At 49.9% G+C, this 24,295-nt stretch carries 27 protein-coding genes; 11 read left to right on the forward strand and 16 right to left on the reverse strand.

What is annotated here, in order from left to right; translation table 11 throughout:
• Window positions 1-101: 101 nt before the first annotated feature.
• On the forward strand, window positions 102-542 hold the full coding sequence (locus tag BEA93_RS09440) for a DUF2756 family protein (protein ID WP_000826135.1): 441 nt from the start codon (window positions 102-104) through the stop codon (window positions 540-542).
• On the opposite strand, the gene ugpQ is transcribed toward BEA93_RS09440, so the two are convergent.
• From ugpQ to livK, 10 genes are all read right to left on the reverse strand, one after another.
• Window positions 529-1,272 carry a glycerophosphodiester phosphodiesterase gene (gene ugpQ, locus BEA93_RS09445; protein ID WP_001517261.1) on the reverse strand — a complete coding sequence of 248 codons (744 nt, stop codon included), beginning with the start codon at window positions 1,270-1,272 and terminating at the stop codon, window positions 529-531. The genes BEA93_RS09440 and ugpQ overlap by 14 nt on opposite strands.
• The gene (gene ugpC, locus BEA93_RS09450) at window positions 1,269-2,339 is read right to left on the reverse strand and encodes a sn-glycerol 3-phosphate ABC transporter ATP binding protein UgpC (RefSeq protein WP_000907767.1); all 1,071 of its coding nucleotides are present in this window, start codon (window positions 2,337-2,339) and stop codon (window positions 1,269-1,271) included. The genes ugpQ and ugpC overlap by 4 nt, the downstream gene beginning before the upstream one ends.
• A 1-nt stretch (window position 2,340) precedes the next feature.
• Window positions 2,341-3,186: a sn-glycerol-3-phosphate ABC transporter permease UgpE gene (gene ugpE / locus BEA93_RS09455; RefSeq protein ID WP_000572182.1), complete on the reverse strand. Its 846-nt coding sequence runs from the start codon at window positions 3,184-3,186 to the stop codon at window positions 2,341-2,343.
• Window positions 3,183-4,070 (reverse strand): sn-glycerol-3-phosphate ABC transporter permease UgpA, encoded by an 888-nt coding sequence (gene ugpA, locus BEA93_RS09460; protein ID WP_000099289.1) that lies wholly within the window; start codon window positions 4,068-4,070, stop codon window positions 3,183-3,185. The genes ugpE and ugpA overlap by 4 nt, the downstream gene beginning before the upstream one ends.
• Window positions 4,071-4,167: 97 nt before the next feature.
• A complete protein-coding gene (ugpB, locus tag BEA93_RS09465; protein WP_000803211.1) occupies window positions 4,168-5,484 on the reverse strand; it encodes a sn-glycerol-3-phosphate ABC transporter substrate-binding protein UgpB in 1,317 nt (438 codons plus the stop codon).
• A gap of 407 nt (window positions 5,485-5,891) precedes the next feature.
• Complete coding sequence (livF, locus tag BEA93_RS09470) at window positions 5,892-6,605, reverse strand: high-affinity branched-chain amino acid ABC transporter ATP-binding protein LivF (protein ID WP_105224497.1); 714 nt, start codon at window positions 6,603-6,605, stop codon at window positions 5,892-5,894.
• 1 nt (window position 6,606) lies between these two features.
• Window positions 6,607-7,374, reverse strand: a complete 768-nt coding sequence (gene livG / locus BEA93_RS09475; protein ID WP_000082101.1) for a high-affinity branched-chain amino acid ABC transporter ATP-binding protein LivG — start codon at window positions 7,372-7,374, stop codon at window positions 6,607-6,609.
• On the reverse strand, window positions 7,371-8,648 hold the full coding sequence (gene livM, locus BEA93_RS09480; protein ID WP_105224496.1) for a branched chain amino acid ABC transporter permease LivM: 1,278 nt from the start codon (window positions 8,646-8,648) through the stop codon (window positions 7,371-7,373). The genes livG and livM overlap by 4 nt, the downstream gene beginning before the upstream one ends.
• Window positions 8,645-9,571: a high-affinity branched-chain amino acid ABC transporter permease LivH gene (livH, locus tag BEA93_RS09485; RefSeq protein ID WP_001295106.1), complete on the reverse strand. Its 927-nt coding sequence runs from the start codon at window positions 9,569-9,571 to the stop codon at window positions 8,645-8,647. Before livH ends, livM begins: the two co-directional genes overlap by 4 nt.
• 47 nt (window positions 9,572-9,618) lie before the next feature.
• The gene (gene livK / locus BEA93_RS09490; RefSeq protein ID WP_001517262.1) at window positions 9,619-10,728 is read right to left on the reverse strand and encodes a high-affinity branched-chain amino acid ABC transporter substrate-binding protein LivK; all 1,110 of its coding nucleotides are present in this window, start codon (window positions 10,726-10,728) and stop codon (window positions 9,619-9,621) included.
• 422 nt (window positions 10,729-11,150) lie between these two features.
• Between livK and panM the strand changes: the two genes are divergently transcribed.
• Window positions 11,151-11,534 (forward strand): aspartate 1-decarboxylase autocleavage activator PanM, encoded by a 384-nt coding sequence (gene panM, locus BEA93_RS09495; protein WP_105224495.1) that lies wholly within the window; start codon window positions 11,151-11,153, stop codon window positions 11,532-11,534.
• Window positions 11,535-11,721: 187 nt separating this feature from the next.
• Here panM and livJ read toward each other — a convergent pair whose 3' ends face one another.
• Window positions 11,722-12,825 (reverse strand): branched chain amino acid ABC transporter substrate-binding protein LivJ, encoded by a 1,104-nt coding sequence (livJ, locus tag BEA93_RS09500; RefSeq protein WP_010381090.1) that lies wholly within the window; start codon window positions 12,823-12,825, stop codon window positions 11,722-11,724.
• A gap of 543 nt (window positions 12,826-13,368) precedes the next feature.
• Between livJ and BEA93_RS09505 the strand changes: the two genes are divergently transcribed.
• Genes BEA93_RS09505 through dapA form a run of 6 tightly spaced genes read left to right on the forward strand, consistent with a single transcriptional unit; the run spans window position 13,369 to window position 17,678 of the window.
• Complete coding sequence (locus BEA93_RS09505; RefSeq protein WP_001071222.1) at window positions 13,369-13,770, forward strand: PTS sugar transporter subunit IIA; 402 nt, start codon at window positions 13,369-13,371, stop codon at window positions 13,768-13,770.
• A 6-nt stretch (window positions 13,771-13,776) separates the two neighbouring features.
• On the forward strand, window positions 13,777-14,262 hold the full coding sequence (locus tag BEA93_RS09510; protein ID WP_105224494.1) for a PTS system mannose/fructose/N-acetylgalactosamine-transporter subunit IIB: 486 nt from the start codon (window positions 13,777-13,779) through the stop codon (window positions 14,260-14,262).
• A 16-nt stretch (window positions 14,263-14,278) separates the two neighbouring features.
• On the forward strand, window positions 14,279-15,025 hold the full coding sequence (locus BEA93_RS09515; protein ID WP_000021881.1) for a PTS mannose/fructose/sorbose/N-acetylgalactosamine transporter subunit IIC: 747 nt from the start codon (window positions 14,279-14,281) through the stop codon (window positions 15,023-15,025).
• Window positions 15,018-15,872, forward strand: coding sequence for a PTS system mannose/fructose/sorbose family transporter subunit IID (locus BEA93_RS09520; protein WP_000370586.1), 855 nt, complete (start codon window positions 15,018-15,020; stop codon window positions 15,870-15,872). The genes BEA93_RS09515 and BEA93_RS09520 overlap by 8 nt, the downstream gene beginning before the upstream one ends.
• 1 nt (window position 15,873) lies before the next feature.
• The gene (locus tag BEA93_RS09525; RefSeq protein WP_016249310.1) at window positions 15,874-16,794 is read left to right on the forward strand and encodes a phosphoglycerate dehydrogenase; all 921 of its coding nucleotides are present in this window, start codon (window positions 15,874-15,876) and stop codon (window positions 16,792-16,794) included.
• On the forward strand, window positions 16,794-17,678 hold the full coding sequence (gene dapA / locus BEA93_RS09530) for a 4-hydroxy-tetrahydrodipicolinate synthase (protein WP_001517269.1): 885 nt from the start codon (window positions 16,794-16,796) through the stop codon (window positions 17,676-17,678). The genes BEA93_RS09525 and dapA overlap by 1 nt, the downstream gene beginning before the upstream one ends.
• Window positions 17,679-17,779: 101 nt before the next feature.
• On the opposite strand, the gene rpoH is transcribed toward dapA, so the two are convergent.
• From rpoH to ftsY, 4 genes are all read right to left on the reverse strand, one after another.
• On the reverse strand, window positions 17,780-18,634 hold the full coding sequence (gene rpoH / locus BEA93_RS09535; protein WP_000130220.1) for an RNA polymerase sigma factor RpoH: 855 nt from the start codon (window positions 18,632-18,634) through the stop codon (window positions 17,780-17,782).
• Between the two features lie 244 nt (window positions 18,635-18,878).
• The gene (gene ftsX, locus BEA93_RS09540; protein ID WP_001042022.1) at window positions 18,879-19,937 is read right to left on the reverse strand and encodes a permease-like cell division protein FtsX; all 1,059 of its coding nucleotides are present in this window, start codon (window positions 19,935-19,937) and stop codon (window positions 18,879-18,881) included.
• Window positions 19,930-20,598: a cell division ATP-binding protein FtsE gene (gene ftsE / locus BEA93_RS09545; protein WP_000617724.1), complete on the reverse strand. Its 669-nt coding sequence runs from the start codon at window positions 20,596-20,598 to the stop codon at window positions 19,930-19,932. Before ftsE ends, ftsX begins: the two co-directional genes overlap by 8 nt.
• A gap of 2 nt (window positions 20,599-20,600) precedes the next feature.
• Window positions 20,601-22,139: a signal recognition particle-docking protein FtsY gene (gene ftsY, locus BEA93_RS09550; protein ID WP_105224493.1), complete on the reverse strand. Its 1,539-nt coding sequence runs from the start codon at window positions 22,137-22,139 to the stop codon at window positions 20,601-20,603.
• A gap of 149 nt (window positions 22,140-22,288) precedes the next feature.
• Between ftsY and rsmD the strand changes: the two genes are divergently transcribed.
• Entirely contained in the window at window positions 22,289-22,885 is a 597-nt protein-coding gene (gene rsmD, locus BEA93_RS09555) for a 16S rRNA (guanine(966)-N(2))-methyltransferase (protein WP_000743180.1), read from the forward strand.
• On the forward strand, window positions 22,875-23,144 hold the full coding sequence (locus tag BEA93_RS09560) for a DUF1145 family protein (protein ID WP_105224492.1): 270 nt from the start codon (window positions 22,875-22,877) through the stop codon (window positions 23,142-23,144). The genes rsmD and BEA93_RS09560 overlap by 11 nt, the downstream gene beginning before the upstream one ends.
• Window positions 23,145-23,146: 2 nt before the next feature.
• On the opposite strand, the gene BEA93_RS09565 is transcribed toward BEA93_RS09560, so the two are convergent.
• A complete protein-coding gene (locus tag BEA93_RS09565; RefSeq protein WP_000030471.1) occupies window positions 23,147-23,506 on the reverse strand; it encodes a DUF2500 domain-containing protein in 360 nt (119 codons plus the stop codon).
• 140 nt (window positions 23,507-23,646) lie between these two features.
• Here BEA93_RS09565 and BEA93_RS09570 point away from each other — a divergent pair, with 140 nt between their 5' ends.
• Window positions 23,647-24,273, forward strand: a complete 627-nt coding sequence (locus BEA93_RS09570; RefSeq protein ID WP_000964706.1) for a lysoplasmalogenase — start codon at window positions 23,647-23,649, stop codon at window positions 24,271-24,273.
• Window positions 24,274-24,295: the final 22 nt, after the last annotated feature.

The following is a 24,295-nucleotide window of genomic DNA, read 5'->3' on the forward strand; positions in this document are numbered from 1 at the left end:
AGGGGCCTTCCCCACTTAAGCCTGGTGTATAACTCTGAAATAATCATCGTTTTGCCGGGAAACGAGTAAACTTAAAGGATATCTTCAGAGGAGGATACGCGATGAAACGACTTCTGCTTTTGACGGCACTCCTGCCGTTTGTCGGCTTTGCACAGCCCATTAATACTCTGAATAATCCTAACCAGCCGGGATATCAAATCCCCAGCCAGCAACGGATGCAAACCCAGATGCAGACTCAGCAAATCCAACAAAAAGGGATGCTGAATCAGCAACTGAAAACTCAGACGCAATTACAACAGCAGCATTTAGAAAATCAGATTAACAGCAACTCGCAGCGGGTATTGCAGTCGCAGCCGGGGGAGCTAAATCCCGCCCGGCAGCAAATGCTGCCCAACAACAACGGCGGGATGTTAAACGGCAACCGTAATCCGGATAGTTCGTTGAATCAGCAGCATATGCTGCAAGAGAGGAGAAACGGCGACATGCTGAATCCACCCAGCACATCGCAGCCTGACCTTCCGTTGAAAACTATTGGGCCGTAAAATTTGGCCCGATCACGTCAATCGCATCAGTACAGATGCAATCCACGCCCCAGCGCAGCAACTCTGCCGCTCGCTGGGGTCTGTTGACGGTATAAACCAGAATCCGCAACCCAGCGTCTTTCAACTGCATCACTCGCGCTTTATCGAGCAACTTATGATTGAGATGAATAGAAACGCAGCCCAGCCGCGTAGTCAGTTCGCGCCAGTCGTCGCGCCACTCATCAAGCAACAAACCGCGCGGCAGTTCCGGTGCTGCCAATTGTGCGGCTTCTAAAGCATCAATCTCAAACGATGACAGCAGCGGCGGGGTCATCTCCGCCCAAAGTTCGCGTGCCGCCAGTGCCACCATTTTGCCCGTCGACGACCCGGTGCCGGTGGTGGGTTTGATTTCGATATTCGCCATCATCCCGTGTTCGCGACAGCGTTCCGCCACCTGCGAAAGCAACGGCAGCGGCTCACCTTTAAACGCTTTGCTGTACCAACTGCCTGCATCCACGCGCAGTAAATCCTGCCAGTTCAGTTCGCCCGCGACGCCCCAGCCGTTGCTGGTACGTTCTAGGTTGTCATCATGGAGCAAGAAGATCTCACCATCTTTCGATAACTTCGCGTCAAATTCGATCATCTTATGACCGTATTTTGCCCCCACGTCGATTGCCGCCAGGGTGTTTTCCGGGGCAAGTTTACCGCCGCCACGGTGGGCGACAATGCGGGGATAAGGCCAGTTACTCATACTCGTTGTCCTGTTTCACCATCAAAAAGATGTAGCTGATTTTCCGGCAAATGCAGCCACAACATGCTGCCTGCCGTCGGGCGTTCCTGATGCGCCAGTCGTACCACCAGCTTCTGATCGCCCCAGCGTCCGTGCGCCAGATTATCAGCGCCGAGGATCTCCAGCGTGTCCATCACCAGCGGCACGCCGCCTTCTGCCTGCGAGCTTAACGCAATATGTTCCGGGCGGATACCGAGGGTCATTTTACGCCCGGCATACTGCCGATAATAACCGTTCAACGGTAGTACGATGCCGCCGTCCAGCTCGAAGTGCGTACCTTCGTTATTCACGCGACCTGTCAGCAGGTTCATCGCCGGACTGCCGATAAAACTCGCCACAAACAGGCTGGCGGGTTTTTCGTACACTTCAACCGGCGTGCCAATCTGTTCGGCAACGCCGCCGTTCATTACCATCACTCGCTGGGCGAGGGTCATCGCTTCAACCTGATCGTGGGTGACGTAGAGTGATGTCGTTTTCAGACGACGGTGTAACTGTTGCAACTCAAGACGCATCTGTACGCGCAGCTTGGCATCGAGGTTAGAGAGCGGCTCATCAAACAAGAACACCGCCGGATCGCGCACAATCGCGCGCCCCATCGCCACACGCTGACGCTGACCGCCAGAAAGCTCGCGTGGACGGCGCTTAAGCAAACCGTCAAGTTCGAGAATGCGTGCTGCTTCTTTGACACGTTCAGCAATTTGCTGCTTGCCCATACCGCGAATTTTCAGCCCCCACGCCATATTCTCCTCTACGCTCATATGCGGATAAAGCGCGTAGTTCTGGAACACCATCGCAATCCCGCGATCTTTCGGCTCCATTTCGGTTACGCGCTGCTCGTTGATCCAGATATCGCCCTCAGTCACCTGCTCCAGCCCGGCAACCATGCGCAGTAGCGTGGATTTTCCGCAGCCAGACGGCCCAACCATCACAATAAATTCACCGTCTGCCACATCAAGCGTCAGCGGTTTAATGACCTGGGTTTTGCCATCCCAGCTTTTGGTTACTGCCTGTAATTTCAGTCCTGCCATCTTATTTCTCACTATCGACCAGGCCGCGCACAAAGGCACGCTGCATCACTAAAACAATCAATACTGGTGGGATCAGGGTTAACAACATCGCAGCCATCACCGAGTTCCATTCTGTCGTGCCTTCGCCAGTGGCGATCATCCCTTTAATCCCCGCCACGGTGGTGCCGAGATCAACATCGGTAATAATCAGCAGCGGCCACAGATACTGGTTCCAGCCGTAGATAAAGGTGATCACAAACAGCGCCGCCAGATTGGTTTTTGACAGCGGAAAGACAATGTCGCAAAAGAAGCGCATCGGTGACGCACCGTCGATACGAGCCGCTTCCACCAGCTCATCCGGCAGCGTCATAAAGAACTGCCGGAACAGGAACGTAGCGGTCGCTGAGGCCATCAGCGGCAGCGTTAAACCTGCGTAGCTGTCGAGCATCTTCAGATTGGCGATCACTTCTACCGTCGGGAAAATACGCACTTCAACCGGCAGCATCAGAGTAATAAAAATCATCCAGAAGAAGAGGTTACGCAGCGGAAAACGAAACCAAACGATGGCGAATGCCGAGAGCATCGAAACGGTAATTTTGCCCAGCGTAATGCTGAACGCCATCACGAAACTGTTAAGCAACATCCGCCAGAATGGCGCGCTATTCGTGCCTACTCCGTTTACCCAAATGTTATGGATATTCTCCAGCAGATGCGTGCCGGGGATCAGCGTCATCGGCGCGGCGTAGACTTCCTGTTTATCCAGCGTCGCTGCGACAAACGCCACGTACAGCGGGAAGAGGATCACCGCAATCCCAAGGATCAGCATGGTATGGCTGAATATCGTCAGCCACGGACGGTTCTCAATCATTGGTAACGCACCTTGCTTTCAACATAGCGGAACTGCACCACCGTCAACACGATGACGAGGAACATCAACACTACCGACTGCGCGGCAGACGAAGCCAGATCCAGTCCGGTAAAGCCTTCGCGGTAGATCTTATAAATCAGCGTGGTAGTGGCCTGTACTGGCCCACCGGACGTAGCGGCATCAATCACCGGGAAGGTGTCGAAGAAGGCGTACACCAGATTAACCACCAGCAGAAAGAAACTCACCGGAGCGATAAGCGGTAACGCGATCTTAAAGAAGCGGCGAATCGGGCCTGCGCCGTCAATGGCCGCCGCTTCGATCAGTGAACGGGGAATGGATTGCAGCGCGGCATAGAAGAACAGAAAGTTGTAGCTGATTTGCTTCCACACCGAGGCGAACACCACCAGAAACATCGCCTGGCCGCTGTTTTGCGCGTGGTTCCAGTCATAGCCGAACTCAGCAAGAAAATGAGTGATCAGCCCGCGACCGGGGTTAAACAGGAAGATCCACAATACGGCGGCAACGGCGGGAGCCACGGCATACGGCAACAACATTAAAGTTTGATAGAAACGGCTGCCGCGCACGATGTACTCCACCAGCGCCGCAAAGAACAGCGACACCAGCAAACCGCTGACGGTGACAAAGGTGCTAAATTTTATCGTCGTCCAGAAGGAGTCGAGATAGTAACTGTCATGGAACAGCGTGACGAAGTTATCCAGCCCGACAAACTGGCTGGAGAAACCAAACGGATCGACGCTTTGTAGCGAGTACCACAACGCTTCGCCCGCAGGCCAGATAAAAAAGATAACGGTGATGATGAGCTGCGGCGCGACCAGCAAATAAGGCAGCCAGCGCGAGCGGAACACCGGACGGGATGATGACATTACGGTTAATTCCTGAACTGTGCCGGATGCGCTTCGCTTATCCGGCCTACACGCGATGCCAGGTCAGATAAGCGAAACGCATCCGACATTACACTGATTAAGACTTCGTCGATTTCTCAAAGCGGCGCAGCAACTGATTCCCACGCTCAACGGCGGTATCCAGCGCCTGCTGTGGCGTCTTCTTACCGGTCCACACGCTCTCCAGCTCTTCATCCACAATTACGCGGATCTGCGGCATATTGCCCAGACGCAGTCCTTTGGTATACGGCAACGGCGGCTTGTTCAGCATCTGACGCGTCGCAGTATCCGCTCCTGGGTTTTTCTCGTAAAAGCCCTGCTCACGGGTCAGGTCATAAGCCGCTTTAGTGATCGGCAGATAACCGGTTTTCTGATGCCACTCAGCAGCGTTTTCTGGCTTCGCGAGGAAGTCGAGGAACTTCGCCACACCGGTGTAAGTATCCTTATCTTTGCCCTGCATCACCCACAGGCTGGCTCCGCCGATAATGGCGTTTTGTGGCGCATCTTTCGCATCGGCGTCGTAAGGCATCATGCCTACGCCATAGTTGAATTTGGCATACTCTCGAATGTTGGCAAGCGAACCGGAAGAGGCGGTCGTCATCGCGCAATCACCGTTATAGAACTTCTCGGTGGATTCATCCTTACGCCCGACGTAGCTAAAATCGCCCTTCTTGTTCATCTCTTCCAGCATGGCGATATGTTTCACCTGCTCCGGCTTGTTGAACTCCAGCACCGCATCTGTGCCGTCAAACCCGTTGTTTTTGCTGGCAAATGGCAGGCCATTCCAGGCGCTAAAGTTTTCCAGTTGGATCCAGCCCTGCCAGCCGCTGGCGTAGCCGCACTTCATACCGGAGGCTTTCAGTTTTGCGGCATAGTCAGCCAAATCCTGCCAGGTTTTCGGCGGCTGCTCCGGGTCTAACCCTGCTTTTTTGAAAGCATCTTTGTTGTAATAGAGAACGGGAGTCGAGCTGTTGAACGGTTGGGAGAGTAAATGTCCGGTTTTGCTGTCGGAGTAGTAGCCTGAAACCGTCGGCACAAACTGCGACTCATCGAAGTTAATCCCCGCATCTTTAAATACTTCATACACCGGTTTAATCGCTTTCGACGCCATCATGGTGGCGGTGCCAACTTCATAAACCTGCAAAATAGCCGGCGCGTTACCGGTACGAAATGCTGCGATACCCGCGCTTAAATTCTGTTCGTAGTTGCCTTTGTAGGTCGGTACAATTTTGTAATCCGGGTTTTCGGCGTTAAAACGTTGAGCCAGAGAATCCACCTCTTTACCCAGTTCCCCTTCCATCGAATGCCAGAACGGAATAGTCGTCACGGCCTGTGCATTCCCCATTAACGCCAATCCGAGCGCCAGTGCTGAAGCTGTATAATGTAACGGTTTCATTGATTATCTCTCTTGTTGTACCGGATGCGCGAATTCACGCGTTTTATGCTCGCGGGGTAACATGACATGCTCGAATTACAGAAAAATAACTCTTTTGTTACATTTTTAAGATAGTAAGGTGTCAGAAAGATGACAAGGCGGTGACGGTACGGGTGAGGGAAAATGGGAGATGGGGCACGGATAAGCGGGAAAATAGAAGGTCTGAGTCAAACTCTACAGATTGTAGATAATGTGCTTATCGTTTCATGCCGGATGCGGCGTGAACGCCTTATACGGCCTACAAGATCGTGCAAATTCAATATATTGCAACTCACCCAATAGGCCTGATAAGTGCAGCGCATCAGGCAATTTTACATTTGTCACCTGTCTCAAAGGAGTCTTTTGACTCCTTATCAATCAACGCGTTATTACCCGCCTAAATACGCGCTTCTCACCGCTTCGTTCGCCAGTAGTGCATCGCCAGTATCGGAGAGCACCACATGACCGTTTTCCAGCACGTAGCCGCGATCTGCCAGCTTCAGCGCCTGATTGGCGTTCTGTTCGACGAGGAAGATGGTCATTCCCTGCTCGCGCAACTGCTCGATGGTGTCGAAGATTTGTTGGATGATAATCGGTGCCAGTCCGAGCGATGGCTCATCAAGCAGCAGCAAACGCGGATTGCTCATCAGTGCACGACCAATCGCCAGCATCTGCTGTTCACCGCCGGACATGGTGCCCGCCCGCTGAATACGGCGCTCATGCAGACGCGGGAACAGCTCATAGACCCACTTTATGCGCTCCTGAAACTGATCTCTTTCGGCAAAGAAACCGCCCATTGCCAGGTTCTCTTCCACCGTCATCCGCGAGAAGACACGACGCCCTTCCGGGACAATCGCCACTGCTTCACGCATGATTTTCGCCGTCTGCCAGTCGGTAATGTCTTTATCATCAAACACAATTCGTCCGCTGGTGGCGCGCGGGTCGCCGCATAACGTACCGAGCAAGGTGGTTTTCCCTGCGCCGTTCGCACCAATCAAGGTAACAATCTCTCCCTGATTAATATGCAGGCTCACCCCATGCAGCGCCTGGATTTTGCCGTAGTGGGCGCTGACTTTGTCAAAGGACAACATGACTTTTTCCATCTTATGCCTCACCTAAATAGGCACGGATCACGTCCGGGTTATTACGGATCTGCTCCGGCGTACCATTTGCCAGTGGCGTCCCCTGATTAACCACGTAGATTCTGTCTGAAATCCCCATCACCAGCTTCATATCGTGCTCAATCAACAAGATAGTGGTGTTGTGATGATTACGCAGCTCGGCAATCAGCTCATCCAGTTCTTTGGTCTCTTTCGGGTTAAGACCTGCCGCCGGTTCGTCGAGCATTAAAATCTCCGGCTGCGTCACCATGCAGCGGGCAATCTCCAGACGACGCTGGTCGCCATAGGCCAGGTTGCTCGCCTGGCGGTTGGCGTGTTCCAGCAAACCAATGCGCTCAAGCCAGGTTGCGGCGCGGTCGAGCGCTTCACTCTGGGCGCGACGGAAAGAAGGCGTTTTCAACAGGCCGGAAAACAGCCCGGTTTTTAGTTGCTGATGCTGCGCCACCAGCAGGTTTTCAATCACTGTCATTTCACGGAACAGACGCACATGCTGGAAGGTGCGCACCACGCCCATGCGGGCAATTTGCTGGCCGGGCAAACCTTCCAGATGCTGATCGCGCAGTAAAATGGTGCCGCCGGTGGGTTTGTAGAATCCGGTCAGGCAATTGAAGACCGTGGTTTTTCCGGCACCGTTAGGGCCGATTAACGAGACGATTTCCTGCGGGTACAGCTCGAGATTGACGTTGTTCACCGCCAACAGGCCGCCGAAGCGCATCATCAGGCCGTTAACAGATAATAATGGCTGACTCATGCCTGCTCTCCTTTCGCTTCGCCGTTCTTCAGCTTCAGTTGCGGGCGTGTCATGGGCAGCAAGCCCTGTGGACGCCAGATCATCATCAGCACCATCAGGCCACCGAGCATCAACATGCTGTATTCGTTGAAATCACGCATCAACTCGCGCGACACCACCAGCAGAACTGCCGCCAGAATCACCGCAAACTGTGACCCCATGCCACCGAGCACCACAATTGCCAGCACAAATGCCGATTCGGCAAAGGTGAAGGATTCCGGGCTGACAAAGCCCTGGCGCGCAGCAAACAGCGTTCCGGCGAAACCCGCAAACGCGGCGCTGATGGTAAAGGCTGTCAGCTTGATACGGCGCGGGCTTAAACCCAGCGAACGACAGGCGATTTCATCTTCACGCAACGCTTCCCATGCGCGACCCAGCGGCATCCGCAGCAGGCGATTAATGACGAATAAGGAAAACACCACCAGCAACAAGGCCACCAGGTAGAGAAAGATGACGCGATCGGACGGATCGTATTTCAGGCCAAAGAAATTACTGAAGGTATCCCAGCCGCCTTCACGGGCAGTACGACTGAACTCGAGGCCAAAAAAGGTCGGTTTAGGGATCTGGCTGATGCCGTTCGGACCGCCGGTAACTTCAGTATTATTGAGCAGCAAAATACGCACAATTTCACCGAAGCCGAGAGTAACGATCGCCAGATAATCACCGCGCAGACGCAACACCGGGAAACCGAGCAGGAAGCCCGCCGCCGCTGCCATCAGACCGGCAATTGGCAGACAGGTCCAGAAACCAAGACCATAATAGTGATTGAGCAGCGCAAAGGTGTAAGCACCAATGGCGTAAAATCCGCCATAACCGAGCACCAGCAGGCCGGAAAGCCCTACCACCACGTTCAACCCGAGGCCGAGGATAATATAGATCATGGTCAGAATGGCGATATCCACCGTCCCTCGCGACACCATAAACGGCCACGCCACCGCAATCACCAGCAGCGCCACGAGGAACAGCTTCTGTTTCACCGTGGAACCATCAATCGCTGGCAGGATGAACTTCGGCCCGGAAACGCTTTTCAACCCTTTCTGGAAAGCAGGTCGCACAAGCTGAAAGAAAAAGACCACCGCCGTGCCGATAAACACCCATTCCCAACGGACATCCGAAGCCGTGTCGACCACCAGTTTGGTGCCGTCCAGCTCCAGTTGCACGCCCATAAAGACGCCCGCCAGGACAAAGAACATGGCGGCAGAGAGCAGCGCCATTGCAATATGCATCGGTTTCATACTTTCTCTACCTCCGGACGCCCCAGAATACCGGTCGGCATCACCAGCAACACCAGAATCAGCAAGGCGAATGAAACCACATCTTTATATTCCGTACTCAGATAGGCAGAAGAGAGCGCCTCCGCAATCCCCAGGATCAGCCCGCCAATCATCGCCCCCGGAATGCTACCAATCCCGCCGAGTACCGCAGCAGTAAAGGCTTTCATCCCGGCCATAAAGCCAATATAGGGGTTAATCACGCCGTAGAACTGACCGAGCAGAACGCCTGCCACCGCCGCCATCGCTGCGCCAATCACAAAGGTCAGCGCAATCACCCGGTCGGTGTTAATGCCAAGCAGACTCGCCATTTTCAGATCTTCCGCGCAGGCACGACACGCGCGTCCCATACGGGAATAGCGAATGAAAATCGTCAGCGCCAGCATGGCGAGGAAGGTGACAATCCAGATCACCGCCTGCATGGTGGTAATAGACGCAGAGAAGTTTTCGCTATGACCCACTATCCACTGACCGTTAAACAGGCTGGGCAGCGCCACGTCGCGCGAACCTTCGGTCAGGCTGACGTAGTTTTGCAGGAAGATAGACATGCCAATCGCGGAAATAAGGGCAATCAGACGTTTAGAGTTACGCACCGGGCGATACGCTACCCGTTCGATACTCCAGCCGTAAGCGCTGGCAATGACTATTGCACCGACGAATCCCGCCGCCACCAGCAGCCAGCCGGTATCAATGCCCATCATCATCAGCGCAGCGATGATCATAAACGAGACGTAGCTGCCGATCATATAAACCTCGCCGTGGGCGAAGTTGATCATGCCGATAATGCCGTAAACCATGGTGTAGCCGATGGCAATCAGCGCGTAAGTACTGCCCAGCGTGACGCCGTTAAACATCTGCTGCAAGAAATACAAAAACTGCTCAGACATAAGGTAACCTTTCTAAACCTGCCCGCTTTTCACGGGCAGTGGGATGATTACTTGGCTGCCGTGGAAGAACCGTCGGCGTGCCACTGGAAGACACCAAAATCAAATCCCTTCAGATCGCCTTTTTCATCCCAGTTCAGCGGCCCAATCACGGTATTAGCACCGTTAGCTTTTAAATCTTTCACCAACGCCAGCGGTTCATCGCTGCCGGTACGCTCAAGGGCAGTCGCCAGAGATTGCACCGCTGCGTAGGTGATCCAGACATAGGGACCGGTTGGATCTTTCTTGTCGGCTTTCAGCGCATCAACAATGCCCTGGTTTGCCGGGTCCTGGTCATAGCGTTTTGGCATGGTGACCAACATACCTTCGGCAGCATCACCGGCAATGTTCGACAGCGACGCGTTACCGACACCTTCCGGCCCCATAAACTGGGTTTTCAGGCCGACGGAACGAGCCTGGCGCAGCATCTGCCCCATTTCCGGGTAGTAACCGCCGTAGTAAACGAAGTCGATGTTTTCTTTTTTCAGCCGGGCAACCAGCGCGGAGAAATCTTTCTCGCCAGCAGTAATGCCGTCGAAGAAGACGATATTGGCATTAGCCGCTTTCAACGCGTCCTGCACCGAACGCGCCAGCCCTTCGCCATACTGTTGTTTGTCGTGAATAATGGCGATGCGCTCGGGTTTCACCGTCTCAACAATGTATTTCGCGGCAGTCGGCCCCTGGGAGGAGTCCAGCCCGGCAGTGCGCATGATGTGTTGATAACCGCGTTGAGTCAGTTCCGGGTTGGTCGCCCCCGGCGAGATCATCAGAATACCTTCGTCTTCATAGATGTCCGACGCCGGCTGGGTAGAGGAGGAACAGAGATGACCAATAACGTATTTAATGCCGTCGTTAACGATTTTGTTGGCGACCGCAACGGCTTGTTTCGGATCGCAGGCGTCGTCATATTCCACGCCAACCAGCTTATCGCCTTTAATTCCTCCTTTCGCGTTAATGTCTTTGATTGCCTGGCGAGCACCGTTAAATTCCATATCGCCCCACTGGGCAACCGGGCCAGACATCGCGCCGACAACGGCAACTTTAATATCGTCGGCCAACGCGGTGTGTGATATTGCCAGTGCAATCATCCCTGCGATGATAGTTTTCGCATTCCGTTTCATTATTCAAAATCCCCACTCGTAATGTTGTGTTGCTTTGTTTTTATGTATTAAAAAATCTGGCTGTTCTTTTTTTATACTGCGCTGTTTTGCCTGTCTGATTAAGGGTTTAGCGCAGTATTTTGTGATAATAGCGATTAAAATCCCTATTTTTCAGTCGATTAAGAACAGATAATATTCTGAATTTATTGATAGATAAACAGAAAAAAGCGCAGTTGTCAGCATAAAATAACGACACAAAGGGCGGAATAATTCACTACCATTCAGGGGATTATGCTGGACAATTTTCATTCTCTAATGTTTTTAATTTGTAATTATTGCTGAAAAAAAATTAATCACCTGCCAAAAGAAATAAAAAAGAGAAAGCCTCCGATTAAATTATTTCGCTACACTGGTTCCACTTTTGTGATTTGTACGGGTTACCTATGAAGCTGACCATCATTCGATTAGAAAATTTTAGCGACCAGGACCGGATTGACCTGCAAAAGATCTGGCCGGAGTATTCCCCTGCGTCTTTACAGGTTGACGATAACCACCGTATCTACGCCGCGCGTTTTAACGAGCGCCTGCTTGCTGCCGTGCGAGTAACCTTAAGCGGCACTCAGGGGGCACTGGATTCCCTACGCGTGCGGGAAGTCACCCGCCGACGCGGTGTGGGGCAATATCTGCTGGAAGAGGTGTTACGTAACAATCCTGGCGTTTCATGCTGGTGGATGGCGGATGCCGGTGTGGAAGATCGCAGCATGATGGCGGCGTTTATGCAGGCGTTGGGATTTAAGGAACAACCGGGCGGCTGGGAAAAGCATTAATATTCAGGTGTGATGACAAACGAGGGATTGCCTGATGCGCTACGCTTATCAGGCCTACAATGTGTATTTCAATTTACTGATTTCTGTAGATCTTGTAGGCCGGATAAGGCGTTTACGCCGCATCCGGCATGAAGCAATGAACTTGATATCAGCAATTTGACGGCAACCCTGGGTTGCCGATTAATGATTACTTCGCATCGGTCGCCGTGCCATTAGCGTGCCAGTCAAACACGCCGAACTCGAAACCTTTCAGATCGCCTTTCTCATCCCAGGTCAGCGGCCCCATCACCGTATCAACCGGGTTCGCTTTCAGGTATTTGGCGATCTCAGCCGGATCGTCGGACTGGTTCAGACCCGCCTGTAAAGATTGCAGTGCCGCGTAGGTGGTCCACACGAATGCGCCGCTTGGATCCTGTTTTTTCGCTTTGATCGCGTCAACAATTGGTTTGTTCGCCGGAACCTGATCGTAGTTCTTCGGCTTGGTCACCAGCAGACCTTCCGCTGACTCGCCCGCGATATTAGACAGCGAGACGTTAGCCACACCTTCCGGCCCCATAAACTGGGTTTTCAACCCCGCCGCACGTGCCTGACGCAGGATCTGCCCCATTTCCGGGTGGTAACCGCCGTAGTAAACGAAGTCGATATTCTCTTTCTTCAGACGCGCCACCAGGGTTGAGAAGTCTTTTTCTCCGGCGGTGATGCCGTCAAAGAACACCACGTTAGCGTTACCTTTCTTCAGGCCGTCCTGCACCGCACGCGCCAGACCTTCACCGTACTGCTGTTTGTCATGAACGATAGCAATACGCTGCGGTTTCACTTTCTCAAGAATATATTTCGCCGCTGTTGGTCCCTGGTCAGAGTCCAAGCCAGTGGTGCGCATAATCAACTTATAGCCACGCGCGGTCAGTTCTGGCGCGGTTGCCGCTGGGGTGATCATTAAAATACCTTCATCTTCATAGATGTCAGACGCTGGCTGCGTTGATGAAGAACAGAGGTGGCCAATCACATATTTTATGCCGTCGTTAACAACTTTGTTCGCCACTGCTACCGCCTGTTTCGGGTCACAGGCATCGTCATATTTTACGATTTGCAGTTTGTTGCCTTTAACGCCGCCTTTGGCGTTAATATCCGCAACTGCCTGCTCTGCGCCAGTAAATTCCTGGTCACCATACTGGGCTACCGGGCCAGACATCGCTCCGACAACCGCGACTTTGATATCTTCCGCCAGAGCCATATTGCTGAATGCCAGCGCGATACATCCTGCCAGTAACGCTTTACCCTTTATATTCATCCTGAGAATCCCCATTCTTCTGGTTATTACGTGTATTGTGATGTTGTTGTACAGCACTTTATTTCGTTTTGTGTATGACTACCCGTGCCTTAGCAGCATACTCTGCTAAAACATACCCGATTTTTATGATTTTGGAACGAGAAATTTAGACGAAACACCACAAATTCATAACAAAAATCACCATCATTGAGAACCATATCTTCGCTTAGATATTTATAAATACATGAAATGTATATTAATATATTATTTGCTATATTTATGGCATATCTTAAATAAGATATTCAGTTCAAGAATAAATAAAACATTAATCATCATTTAAAACAATAAAATATAACCCACCCTTCCTCTTATTTATTACAAAAAGTTTATTAGCAATTTTAGCCAACGCTACCATCTGTGATCCTGTTAACATTTTAATTTATTCGAATTAATATAAAATCTTAGACCAAGGATTCATACTTAATATGATAAGAAACATAACATTCGAATTATGAATATTTATTTCTTATCAGCCGCGCCATAACTATAAAAGGAACTTATCATTTGAATCAGTTCGATATTATAATTCTGACACACGGTGAAGCTGGTAATTATTTATTATCCAGCAGCGAAATGATTGTAGGTAAAACAAAAAATTCCACGTCGCTTTCTCTGCAGCCTGGAATGTCACCTGAAACACTTATGCTACAAGTAAAAGCGGTACTCAGGCCTGGTATTGATACGCTCATATTCACAGATATCTATGGCGGAACGCCATCAAATATTGCCCTCCTTCTTTCTAAAGATTTTCCCATTCGCTGTATCAGCGGTGTCAATTTGGCTATGTTAATCGAAGCCAACATGTTACAGGATTCTGACGAAATACTTACCTTTGAAGAATATGTTCAACATGTACATGATGCGGGTAAAGAAATGGTTCAAACTTATTACTTTAATAAAGGATGATAAACTATGAGTATAGTACATGCCCGTATTGATTACCGTTTAATTCATGGACAAGTTATAACAAAATGGTTAAAAAGAAGTGATGCTAATAAAATAATTGTCATTGATGACCCTTTATCACGCGATCCTTTTCTTGCCGAAGTCTATAAGATGGCAGCGCCAAGTGGCGTCGAAGTAATAATGACATCTATTGAAGATGTATTACAGCGCTGGAATAGCAATAACTTCTATGAAGGAAAGCTATTAATACTTTTCAAATCGATCGATTCTGCATTACAAACCATACAAGGTGGTTTAATACTAGAGGAATTACAGGTCGGCGGCGTTGAAAACACTCCAGGAAGGAAAATAGTTTTCAATCAAATATCACTCAATCATGAAGATGCCGACAAACTTCAAATCATCGAAGATAAGAATATAAAAGTTTATTTCCAAACTATTCCTGAAGAAGATCCTGCCAGCCTACAAAAAATCAAAAATAAGTTAACTTAATTAAGGAGAGGAACTTATGTCTATTTTTACCGCAGCAATTATTGCCCTGGTATATTGGATATCCCAGGCAAAAGTATGGTACGGTTTTTCTATTATGCGTATGCCATTATCGATAGCGCCTATTATGGGACTAATCTTTAATGATATGCCAACCGCTTTATCTGTTGGGGCCACCTTACAGATGATCTATATCGGGAGTATTGCCCCGGGAGGAAACCCTCCTGCCGATGAAGGTTTAGCCTCGTGTATCGCAATCCCAATTGCACTTACCGCAGGTATTAAACCAGAAATTGCTATCTCTTTAGCTATTCCTCTGGGATTGCTGGGCGTGGTTCTGGAAAACGTGCGCAAAACACTGAACACTACGTTTGTCCACATGGCTGACCGCTATGCAGAAAAAGGGGATATCAAAGGCATACAACGCGCAGCCACAATATATCCTCTCCTGTTAGCCTTTCCGATGCGTTTTGTACCGGTATTCATCGCCTGTTTGTACGGCCCGGATGCCATTGCCTCTTTTGTAAACCTGCTTCCCGCCTGGTCGACGAATGGACTGGCGATTGCCGGTAATATTCTGCCTGCACTCGGTTTCGCAATAACCATCATTGTCATCGGTAAAAAACAATATATCCCTCTGTTCATTATCGGCTTTTTCCTCGTGACCTATTCAGGTTTGAATACTATTGGCATCTCTATTTTTGGACTCTGTGCCGTCCTCTTATATATGCAGTCACAAAATGCAAAAGGAACGCAAAATGGATAATACAATTGAGTCAGGATACTCAGCATCCTCACCAATTACGCAAAGAGATGTTCAGATTGTTTGGCTAAAATGGCACGCATTCTCTGAAACATCTTTGAATTTCGAACGCTTGCAAGCGCTGGCATTTTGTAACGCAATGACAGGGGTATTAGCGAAATTATATCCCGATGAAAAAGATCTCGCTAAAGCCCTACAACGCCATTTAACCATGTTCAACACTCAGGCGAACTGGGGATCGGTTATCGCTGGTATTAGTATTGCGCTGGAGGAAAAAGCAGCTCAGGAACCAGAAGAACAACGTGAAGCAACAACGCAGCTCGTTACGGGTTTAAAAACGGGCCTTATGGGGCCTGTATCAGGTATTGGTGACACGTTAGACTTTGGTACATTGCGCCCCATTGTTATTGGTGTCTGTATCCCGTTTGTTATTCAGGGATACGTTATTGCCGCACTTCTCCCCCTGATTTACCAGGTTGTTTACATGTTTTTCGCCAGTCGATTTGCACTCAATATCGGCTATAAAAAAGGGAAAGAATCAATCCTGGAAATCCTGCATTCTGGTAGCATTCATCGAATCATTGAAGGCGCAGGAATGTTCGGGTTGTTGATGATGGGGGCGCTTTCAGCAACATATGTAAAAATTAAGACGCCATTGCACATTACAACCGGTGGCGGTAATACCATCGTCTTGCAGGATATGCTGGATAAAATTGTACCTAACATGTTGCCGCTTATTGCCGTGTTGGGTATTTATTTTTACATACAAAAGTGTGGCCCACATTTCTTACGCATTCTGGTAACTATTCTGTTTTTAAGCCTGGCGTTTTCTTTCTTTGGAGTTTTATAAAATGAAAAAGATAACTATCACGCCAAGACCTTTTGTTGATAAAGGAAAAGTCTATATTGAAAAACTACAATCTGCAGGTTATGACGTTGAATGTAATACCAGTGGAGGTCGATATAGCAAGGAAGAACTCATCGAGAAAATTAAATATGCAGATGCCATTATTACCGGCAACGATCCTTTAGACAGAGAAGTGATTGATCAGGCCAAAAACTTGAAGGTTATATCGAAATATGGTGTAGGGTTAGACAATATAGATGTCGATTACGCGAATAGAAAAGGCATCGTAGTGCACAAAGCTCTCAATGCCAATTCTATTTCCGTTGCAGAGATGGCCATCCTGATGATGCTCTCCAGTTGCCGAAAATATGTCGAAACCGAGAATCAAGCCAGAAATGGTCAGGATGTCAGGCTTGTCGGTCATGAGCTATATCAAAAAACGCTGGGATTAATTGGGCTTGGTGCAATTGGTCAGCATGTTGCCCATATTGCTCATTCTCTTGGAATGATTATCACCGCCTATGATCCCTATCTCGATAAAAATAAAGTTCCATCTTATATAGAGCTTAAATCACTGGATGATATTTATCATCATAGCGACATCCTTTCTCTACATTTGCCGTTACTGGATAATACTCGTAATCTGATCAACGAGACGGTATTCGATAAAATAAAACCCTCGGCCATTTTAATTAACACAGCAAGGGGGGGATTGGTTGATGAAGAATCTTTATATAGCGCACTTATTAATCAGAAAATAGCCTTTGCCAGCGAAGATATTGAGTTGAAGGAACGTTCAGCAAAAATTAAAGAACTAAAAAATTATTCTATTACACCTCATGCTGCTTCATTCACCAATGAGGCCGAGCATAACACCATGCAAATTTCTATTAAAAATGTCCTACAGGAACTGGAGAAAGAATAATGAAAGAGCTTAAAGGGATTATTACCGCAATGGTAACGCCTTTCGATGAAATGGAAAAAATGGACATTTCAGCAGCAAAAAAAATGGCACGTTGGTTAGTCGATAAAGGCGTACACGGCTTGTTTATTTGCGGAACGAACGGTGAGTTTCATTTGCTCTCCGATGACGAAAAAGTTGAACTAACAAAAGCCGTAGTTGAAGAAGTTGGCAATGAAGTGACTATTTGTGCAGGCGCGGGTTGCTGTAGCACAAAACAAACTATTGAATTAACAAGACGCTTAGTAGATGCAGGTGCCGATTACATTTCCGTTGTGACACCATACTACCTGGTGCCTAACCAGGAAGATTTATACCGCCACTATTATGATATTGCCTTAAGCACAACAGCCCCCATTATTCTTTATAACTTGCCGGGTCAGACAGGGTTGAGTATTGAATATGAAACGGCAAACCGTTTAGCCGATATTGAAAATATCGTAGCGATAAAAGATAGCAGTGGTAAATTTGAAGTTCAGAAACAATATCTGGAAATATCTAAACATAAAAACTTTAAGGTGTTAAATGGCTCAGACTCCTTAATGCTGGATGCATTTAAAGAAGGTTCTGTGGCTGCTGTTGCTGCAACGTCGAATGTTCTGCCTACTATTGAAGTCGATTTATATAACTACTTCATGGCCGGTGAACTGGATAAAGCACAGGAAGAGCGCAACAAGATGGATTCGCTACGCATGACCATTAAAAAAATGACTGCGCCTGCGGTAATGAAGGAAGCACTAAACCTGATGGGCGTGAAAGCCGGTATTACCCGTAGACCAATTCATATGCCAAACGACGCGATCGTCGAAGACATCAAGGAAATGCTAAAAGGCTATAAATTCCTGTAAATGATAAATGCCGGATGCACCTTATCCGGCAAGACAGCAGAAACAAAAACCCCCGGACTCGCTTCCAGGGGTTATCAGGTACAGCTCAACGCGTTGTGCAGTTACGCTTCAATAGCAGCGCGAAGTTTTTTCATCGCGTTCTTTTCAAGCTGACGCACACGCTCGGCGGAAACGCCGTAACGGTCAGCCAGTTCCTGCAACGTAGATTTGTTGTCTTCGTCAAGCCAGCGCGCGCGGATGATGTCCTGGCTACGTTCGTCCAGACCTTGCATCGCGTCGGTCAGACGGTTTGCCGCCTGCTCTTCCCAGTTATCATCTTCAATGCCGTCGGCAAAGTTAGATGATTTATCCTGCAGATAGAGCACCGGAGCCATCGGTTGGCTATCGGAATCGTCGTCGGAAGACATATCGAATGTCATGTCTTGTGCCGCCATACGCGATTCCATCTCACGCACGTCTTTGCTGGTAACGCCCAGTTCGCGAGCCACCATTTCGACTTCATCCTGATTAAACCAACCCAGACGCTGCTTGGTTTTACGCAGGTTAAAGAACAGTTTGCGCTGTGCTTTGGTCGTCGCAACTTTAACGATACGCCAGTTACGCAGAACGTATTCGTGGATCTCTGCTTTGATCCAGTGGACGGCGAAGGAGACCAGGCGCACACCCACTTCCGGGTTGAAACGGCGCACAGCTTTCATCAGGCCGATGTTACCTTCCTGAATCAAATCCGCCTGTGGCAGGCCATAGCCCGCATAATTACGAGCAATATGAACAACAAACCGCAGGTGAGACAGGATCAGCGTTTTAGCTGCTTCCAGATCGCCATGGTAATGCAGCTTTTCAGCCAGCGCCCGCTCCTCGTCAGCCGACAACATCGGCCACGCGTTAGCTGCCCGGATGTAGGAATCCAGGTTGCCAACAGGGGCTAAAGCTAAACTTTGCATTTTGTCAGTCATTCAAATCCTCTCAATCGATATCTTCTGGCGCCTCAGTGGTAGCAACAACTGTGCCAGAGCTTAAGAGCAACGAGATTATCATTCACAGTTTTATCAGACCGTGATTTTATCCACAAGTTCAATGCTGGCTTGTGAATAAATTACGCACAAAATGTGACATAGAGATGAAATACCGGGAAGAGACAACGGGGTCTCTTTCCCTGCTACGGAACCCATTGCAGGGAAAGAGTATAGCACGCTTTTATTATTCCGGCGTAAAGTGGCGTAAATGCTGCACCGTGGCAAGCCACGCTGCCACCCAGCCAATCATCGAACACACCAGCAACAACAACAGGCATTCATCGAAAGATAACCCATTGATATCAAACTTCGTTCCGAATACCTGTGCCACTTCTGCAACCGCCGATGACAAACGTAGCACCAGGATTTCTGACAAAATTAATGACAGCAATGCGCCAGAAAATCCCAGCAGCGCACCACCGTACAGGAACGGGCGAAGGATGAAACCATCCGTCGCGCCAATCAGTTTCTGCACGTTAATAGAATCACGACGGGCAAAAATGCTCAGACGCACACTGTTGCCGATAACAAGGAACACTGCCGCCACCATCAGCACGCCGATCATTGCCGAAACACGCCCAACCAGCCCAGTCAGCGCGGTCAGACGGGCAAACCAGCTATCGTCCATTCGCACTTCATCAATGCCGTTAATCTGGGTAATACGGTCACGTAGCGTATTCAGTGACTCCGTACCCTGAAAATCGAGTTTCGGGATCACCACCGCTACTGCCGGAAGCGGGTTTTCCTCCAGCATATCCAACGCACCGCCAAAACCAGACCAATTACGGAACTCGCCCAGCGCGTCTTCACGAGAAAGATAATTCACTTTCTCCACGCCCTGCTCGGCCTGTAGCTGCGCAACCACCCCCGCTGCGGCATCATCGTCCAGCGTTTTTTGCAGATAAACGGTGATTTGCGGTGACGGATAATATTGCGTCGCCGCATGGTTGACGTTTTTGTACACCATATAACAAACGCTGGGCAGCGTCAGGGAGATGGCGATCACCATCACCGTTAAAAACGTGGCGAACGGTTTGCTTTTTAGATCCTGCAAAGCACCGTGGAACGCATAGCGCACCTGTTCGTTGAAAACATTGGTTTTGCGATTCGCCGGTTTCGGTGATGACTTCGCTCGTTTCGGCGCGTTACGACCACCGTCGCCAGAGCCGCCGACCGATTTACGGAAGCGATCCAGACGTCCACCGAACTGGCGAATATTATTAATTGCATCGCGCTTATTCATGGGTCACGCCTCCATGCAAGTGACCATCGCTCAGAGTGAGCATGCGATAGGAACGCCGCGAAATCAGGTTAATATCGTGCGTTGCCATTAATACTGTTACTCCAACGCGGTTAAACTCTTCAAACAAACGTAAAATCCCTTCTGACAGCGCGTCGTCCAGGTTACCGGTCGGTTCATCCGCCAGCAGTACCGCAGGTTTGTTAACCACCGCACGGGCAATGCCAACGCGTTGTTGTTCACCGCCAGAAAGCTGAATAGGAAAGTTCTTCGCTTTGTCCAGTAGCCCGACTTTATCCAGCGCCGCCGATACACGGCGACGGATATCGTCACCACTGGCACCGGCGATAATCAGCGGGATCGCCACGTTATCGTAGACAGTACGATCCATCAGCAGATGGTGATCCTGGAAAATCATACCGATCTGGCGGCGCAGAAACGGAACTTCACGGTTTTTCAGACGCGTGATGTCATGGCCGCTAAACCAGATTTTCCCGGCGCTGGGCCGCTCAATCCCACAGATCAGCTTCAGGAGGGTACTTTTCCCTGCGCCGGAATGACCGGTCAGAAACGCCATCTCACCCGGCTGCATATGGAACGTCACGCCCTGCAGCGCCTGCCTCCCACCGAGATAAGCCTTGCTGACATGTTCAAAGCGAATCATTTTTAGTCCTCTCGGGCAAAAAGTGCCTCAATAAAGTCGTCCGCTTTAAACGGACGCAAATCCTCAATACGTTCGCCTACACCAATATAGCGGATAGGAATACCAAACTGGTCAGCCACCGAGAAAATTACCCCGCCTTTCGCCGTGCCGTCCAGTTTCGTCAGCGTGATACCGGTTAAGCCAACCGCTTCGTGGAACAGTTTGGCCTGGCTTACCGCATTCTGCCCGGTGCTGGCGTCGATAGTCAGCATAACTTCATGCGGAGCTTCAACGTCGAGTTTCTTCATCACGCGAACGATTTTCTTCAGCTCTTCCATCAGGTGCGATTTGTTCTGCAAACGTCCGGCGGTATCGGCAATCAGGACATCAACATTACGCGCCTTAGCGGCCTGAATGGCATCGAAGATAACAGAGGCGGAGTCCGCACCGGTATGCTGGGCAATCACCGGAATATTGTTGCGCTGTCCCCAGACCTGAAGCTGCTCAACCGCTGCCGCACGGAAAGTATCGCCTGCCGCCAGCATTACCGACTTGCCCTGCTGCTCAAACTGACGCGCCAGCTTGCCGATGGTCGTGGTTTTACCCACACCGTTGACGCCCACCATCAGGATCACGAATGGTGTTTTGCCTTCGACATTCAGAGGCTCATCAACCTTCGCCAGAATCTCACCCATCTCTTCTTTCAGCAGGCCGTAGAGCGCCTCAGCATCGCGAAGCTGCTTGCGTGATGCGCCTTCTGTCAGATTGGTGATGATTTTGCGTGTGGTTTCCACGCCCACATCGGCAATCAAAAGCTGTTCTTCCAGCTCTTCAAACAGATCATCGTCGATTTTTTTCCCACGGAACAGGCTGATAAATCCGGAACCGAGGTTTTCTTTCGTTTTTAACAGGCTTCGCTTCAGGCGCGCGAAGAAACCTTCTTTGGTTGGTTTTTCCTGTTCCTGAGCGATTTCTTTAACCGGCTGATCTTCTTCTGCCGGAGTAACCACCATCACCGCCTCTTCTACCGCTTCGGCGGCCAGTGCCTGCGCTTCCAGCTCTTCGTCAGTGATTTCTTCTTGCGCCGCTTGTTCTTCCGCCGCGTCGACAATCTCCACGGTTTCCGCGTCTGCCTGCCATTCTTCTGGCGAAACTTCCTGGGCTTTGACTTCTTCCGGCAGCGGCAGTTCTTCACGCTCAATAGCCACCGGTTCCGGCATGACTTCAGGTTCAACTACCGGCGCTGGCGCTTCTTCAACTATAGATTCCGGCTCTGCAATAACTTCCGGTTCGCTAACAGCTTCAGGCTGCACTTTCTCACTTTCGACAACCTGTTCGCTTACTTCCACCACTTCGGCAGCAAAAGTTTCCGCCCCGGCTTCAGTATGAACCTGCGGCTGCTCTTCAACAGCTTGTTCAGCTACTTTCGCAGGCTCTTCTGCCTGAACGATTTCTTCTACAACCTGTTGTTCATTTTGGACTTCTGTCTCTTTTTCCGGGGTCTGCTCTTTTTGACCAAAGCCCAGCCAGGAAAAAAAGCCACGTTTTTTTTCTTTCGCCATCTGCGACTATACTCCTCGCTGTTGCTTCATGGCACAGCGTTCACGCTATGTACATAGCAGCTAAAAAAATGATGAAATAGTCTATCACTTAACTTATTCCACATCACCGCCTGCAATTATGTGTTATCTGGCGGATTGAGCACTTTATCATGAAAAAACCGAATCATTCCGGCAGCGGTCAAATCCGCATTATTGGCGGGCAGTGGCGAGGCCGTAAACTCCCGGTTCCTGATAGCCCAGGTCTACGCCCCACCACTGATCGCGTACGTGAAACCTTGTTTAACTGGCTAGCGCCGATAATTGTTGATGCGCAATGTCTGGATTGCTTCGCAGGTAGCGGGGCTCTGGGGCTGGAAGCCTTGTCACGCTACGCTGCGGGAGCTACGCTGGTTGAGATGGATCGTGCAGTATCTCAGCAGTTAATCAAGAATCTGGCGACGCTGAAAGCAGGCAATGCGCGAGTCGTGAACACCAATGCGATGTCTTTTCTGATGCAAAAAGGAACGCCGCATAATATTGTGTTTGTTGACCCACCGTTCCGCCGTGGCTTGTTGGAAGAAACCATTAATTTACTGGAAAACAACGGCTGGCTGGCTGATGAAGCCTGGGTTTATGTTGAAAGTGAAGTAGAAAATGGCCTGCCCACCGTTCCGGCAAACTGGTCGTTGTATCGCGAAAAAGTGGCGGGTCAGGTCGCTTATCGGTTGTATCAGCGTGAAACACAAGGAGAAAGTGATGCTGATTAATATTGGACGTTTGTTAATGCTCTGCGTTTGGGGATTTTTAATCCTCAATCTTTTTCAACCATTCCCACGCCCGCTGAATATTTTCGTTAATGTCGCGCTGATTTTTACGGTTCTGATGCATGGTATGCAACTGGCGCTGTTGAAATCGACCTTATCGAAAGATGGCCCACAGATGACCACTGCCGAAAAGGTGCGTATTTTCCTTTTCGGCGTGTTTGAACTGCTGGTCTGGCAGAAGAAATTTAAAGTTAAAAAATAACCTTATTGCTCGCCAACAAAGCTGACAAAACGCGTTCCTTTAAAGCTCAACGTACCTTTATCACCCACCGTCAGGGCATGGTACTGTTGAGCGTCAAGACGGAACGTCTGCTCCAGTCCGCCGCTTTGCGGTTTGAAACTCGCCTCATAACGCAGACTGGTGCCAGCCGGTATCACTTCCTGCTGACGCGAACGACGATCGTTAATCGGTGTTTCTCGCTTATTGCTCACCACCACCAGTTGTTGCTGGAGCGGTGCCATATCATTATCAGCTTTTTCCCGTCGCTGCTGCATAAAGCGAAACGATGCGGCGACAATGATTAAGCCAATGATAACAATAAAGAAAAGAGGTGCCTTGCTCATCTTTATCCCTCATCGGAAAATGCGGAAATAAGCATACCCTGCCAGTTATGGTGTTGTCATCCGTCCACCCTCGCCACTAAACTGGAAGCAAGACTGTAGGCATTCCGCTTACGAAAAAATAACGAATTCAAGGAACTAAGATGCTTTGGTCGTTTATCGCTGTCTGTCTTTCCGCATGGCTATCTGTGGATGCATCGTACCGTGGGCCAACCTGGCAACGCTGGCTATTTAAACCGTTAACCCTTCTTCTCCTGCTATTGCTGGCCTGGCAGGCACCAATGTTCGACGCGATTAGTTATCTGGTGCTGGCGGGGCTGTGTGCGTCACTGCTGGGTGATGCGTTAACCCTGTTACCACGCCAGCGTCTGATGTACGCCATCGGCGCGTTTTTCCTCTCACACCTGCTGTACACCATCTATTTCGCCAGCCAGATGACGCTCTCCTTCTTCTGGCCGTTGCCGCTGGTACTGCTGGTACTGGGCGCGCTATTACTGGCCATTATCTGGACGCGTCTGGAAGAGTTCCGTTGGCCTGTCTGTACTTTTGTCGGTATGACGCTGGTAATGGTGTGGCTGGCAGGTGAGCTGTGGTTCTTCCGCCCGACCGCTCCCGCACTCTCTGCTTTTATGGGCGCTGCACTGCTGTTCATCAGTAACTTTGTCTGGCTGGGTAGTCACTATCGCCGCCGCTTCCGTGCGGATAACGCCATTGCAGCGGCTTGCTATTTTGCCGGTCACTTCCTCATCGTCCGCTCACTGTATCTCTGATAAAACTTGACTCTGGAGTCGA

It is taken from the genome of Escherichia sp. MOD1-EC5950 (assembly GCF_002965345.1).
In the GTDB taxonomy this organism is placed as follows: Bacteria; Pseudomonadota; Gammaproteobacteria; order Enterobacterales; family Enterobacteriaceae; genus Escherichia; species Escherichia marmotae.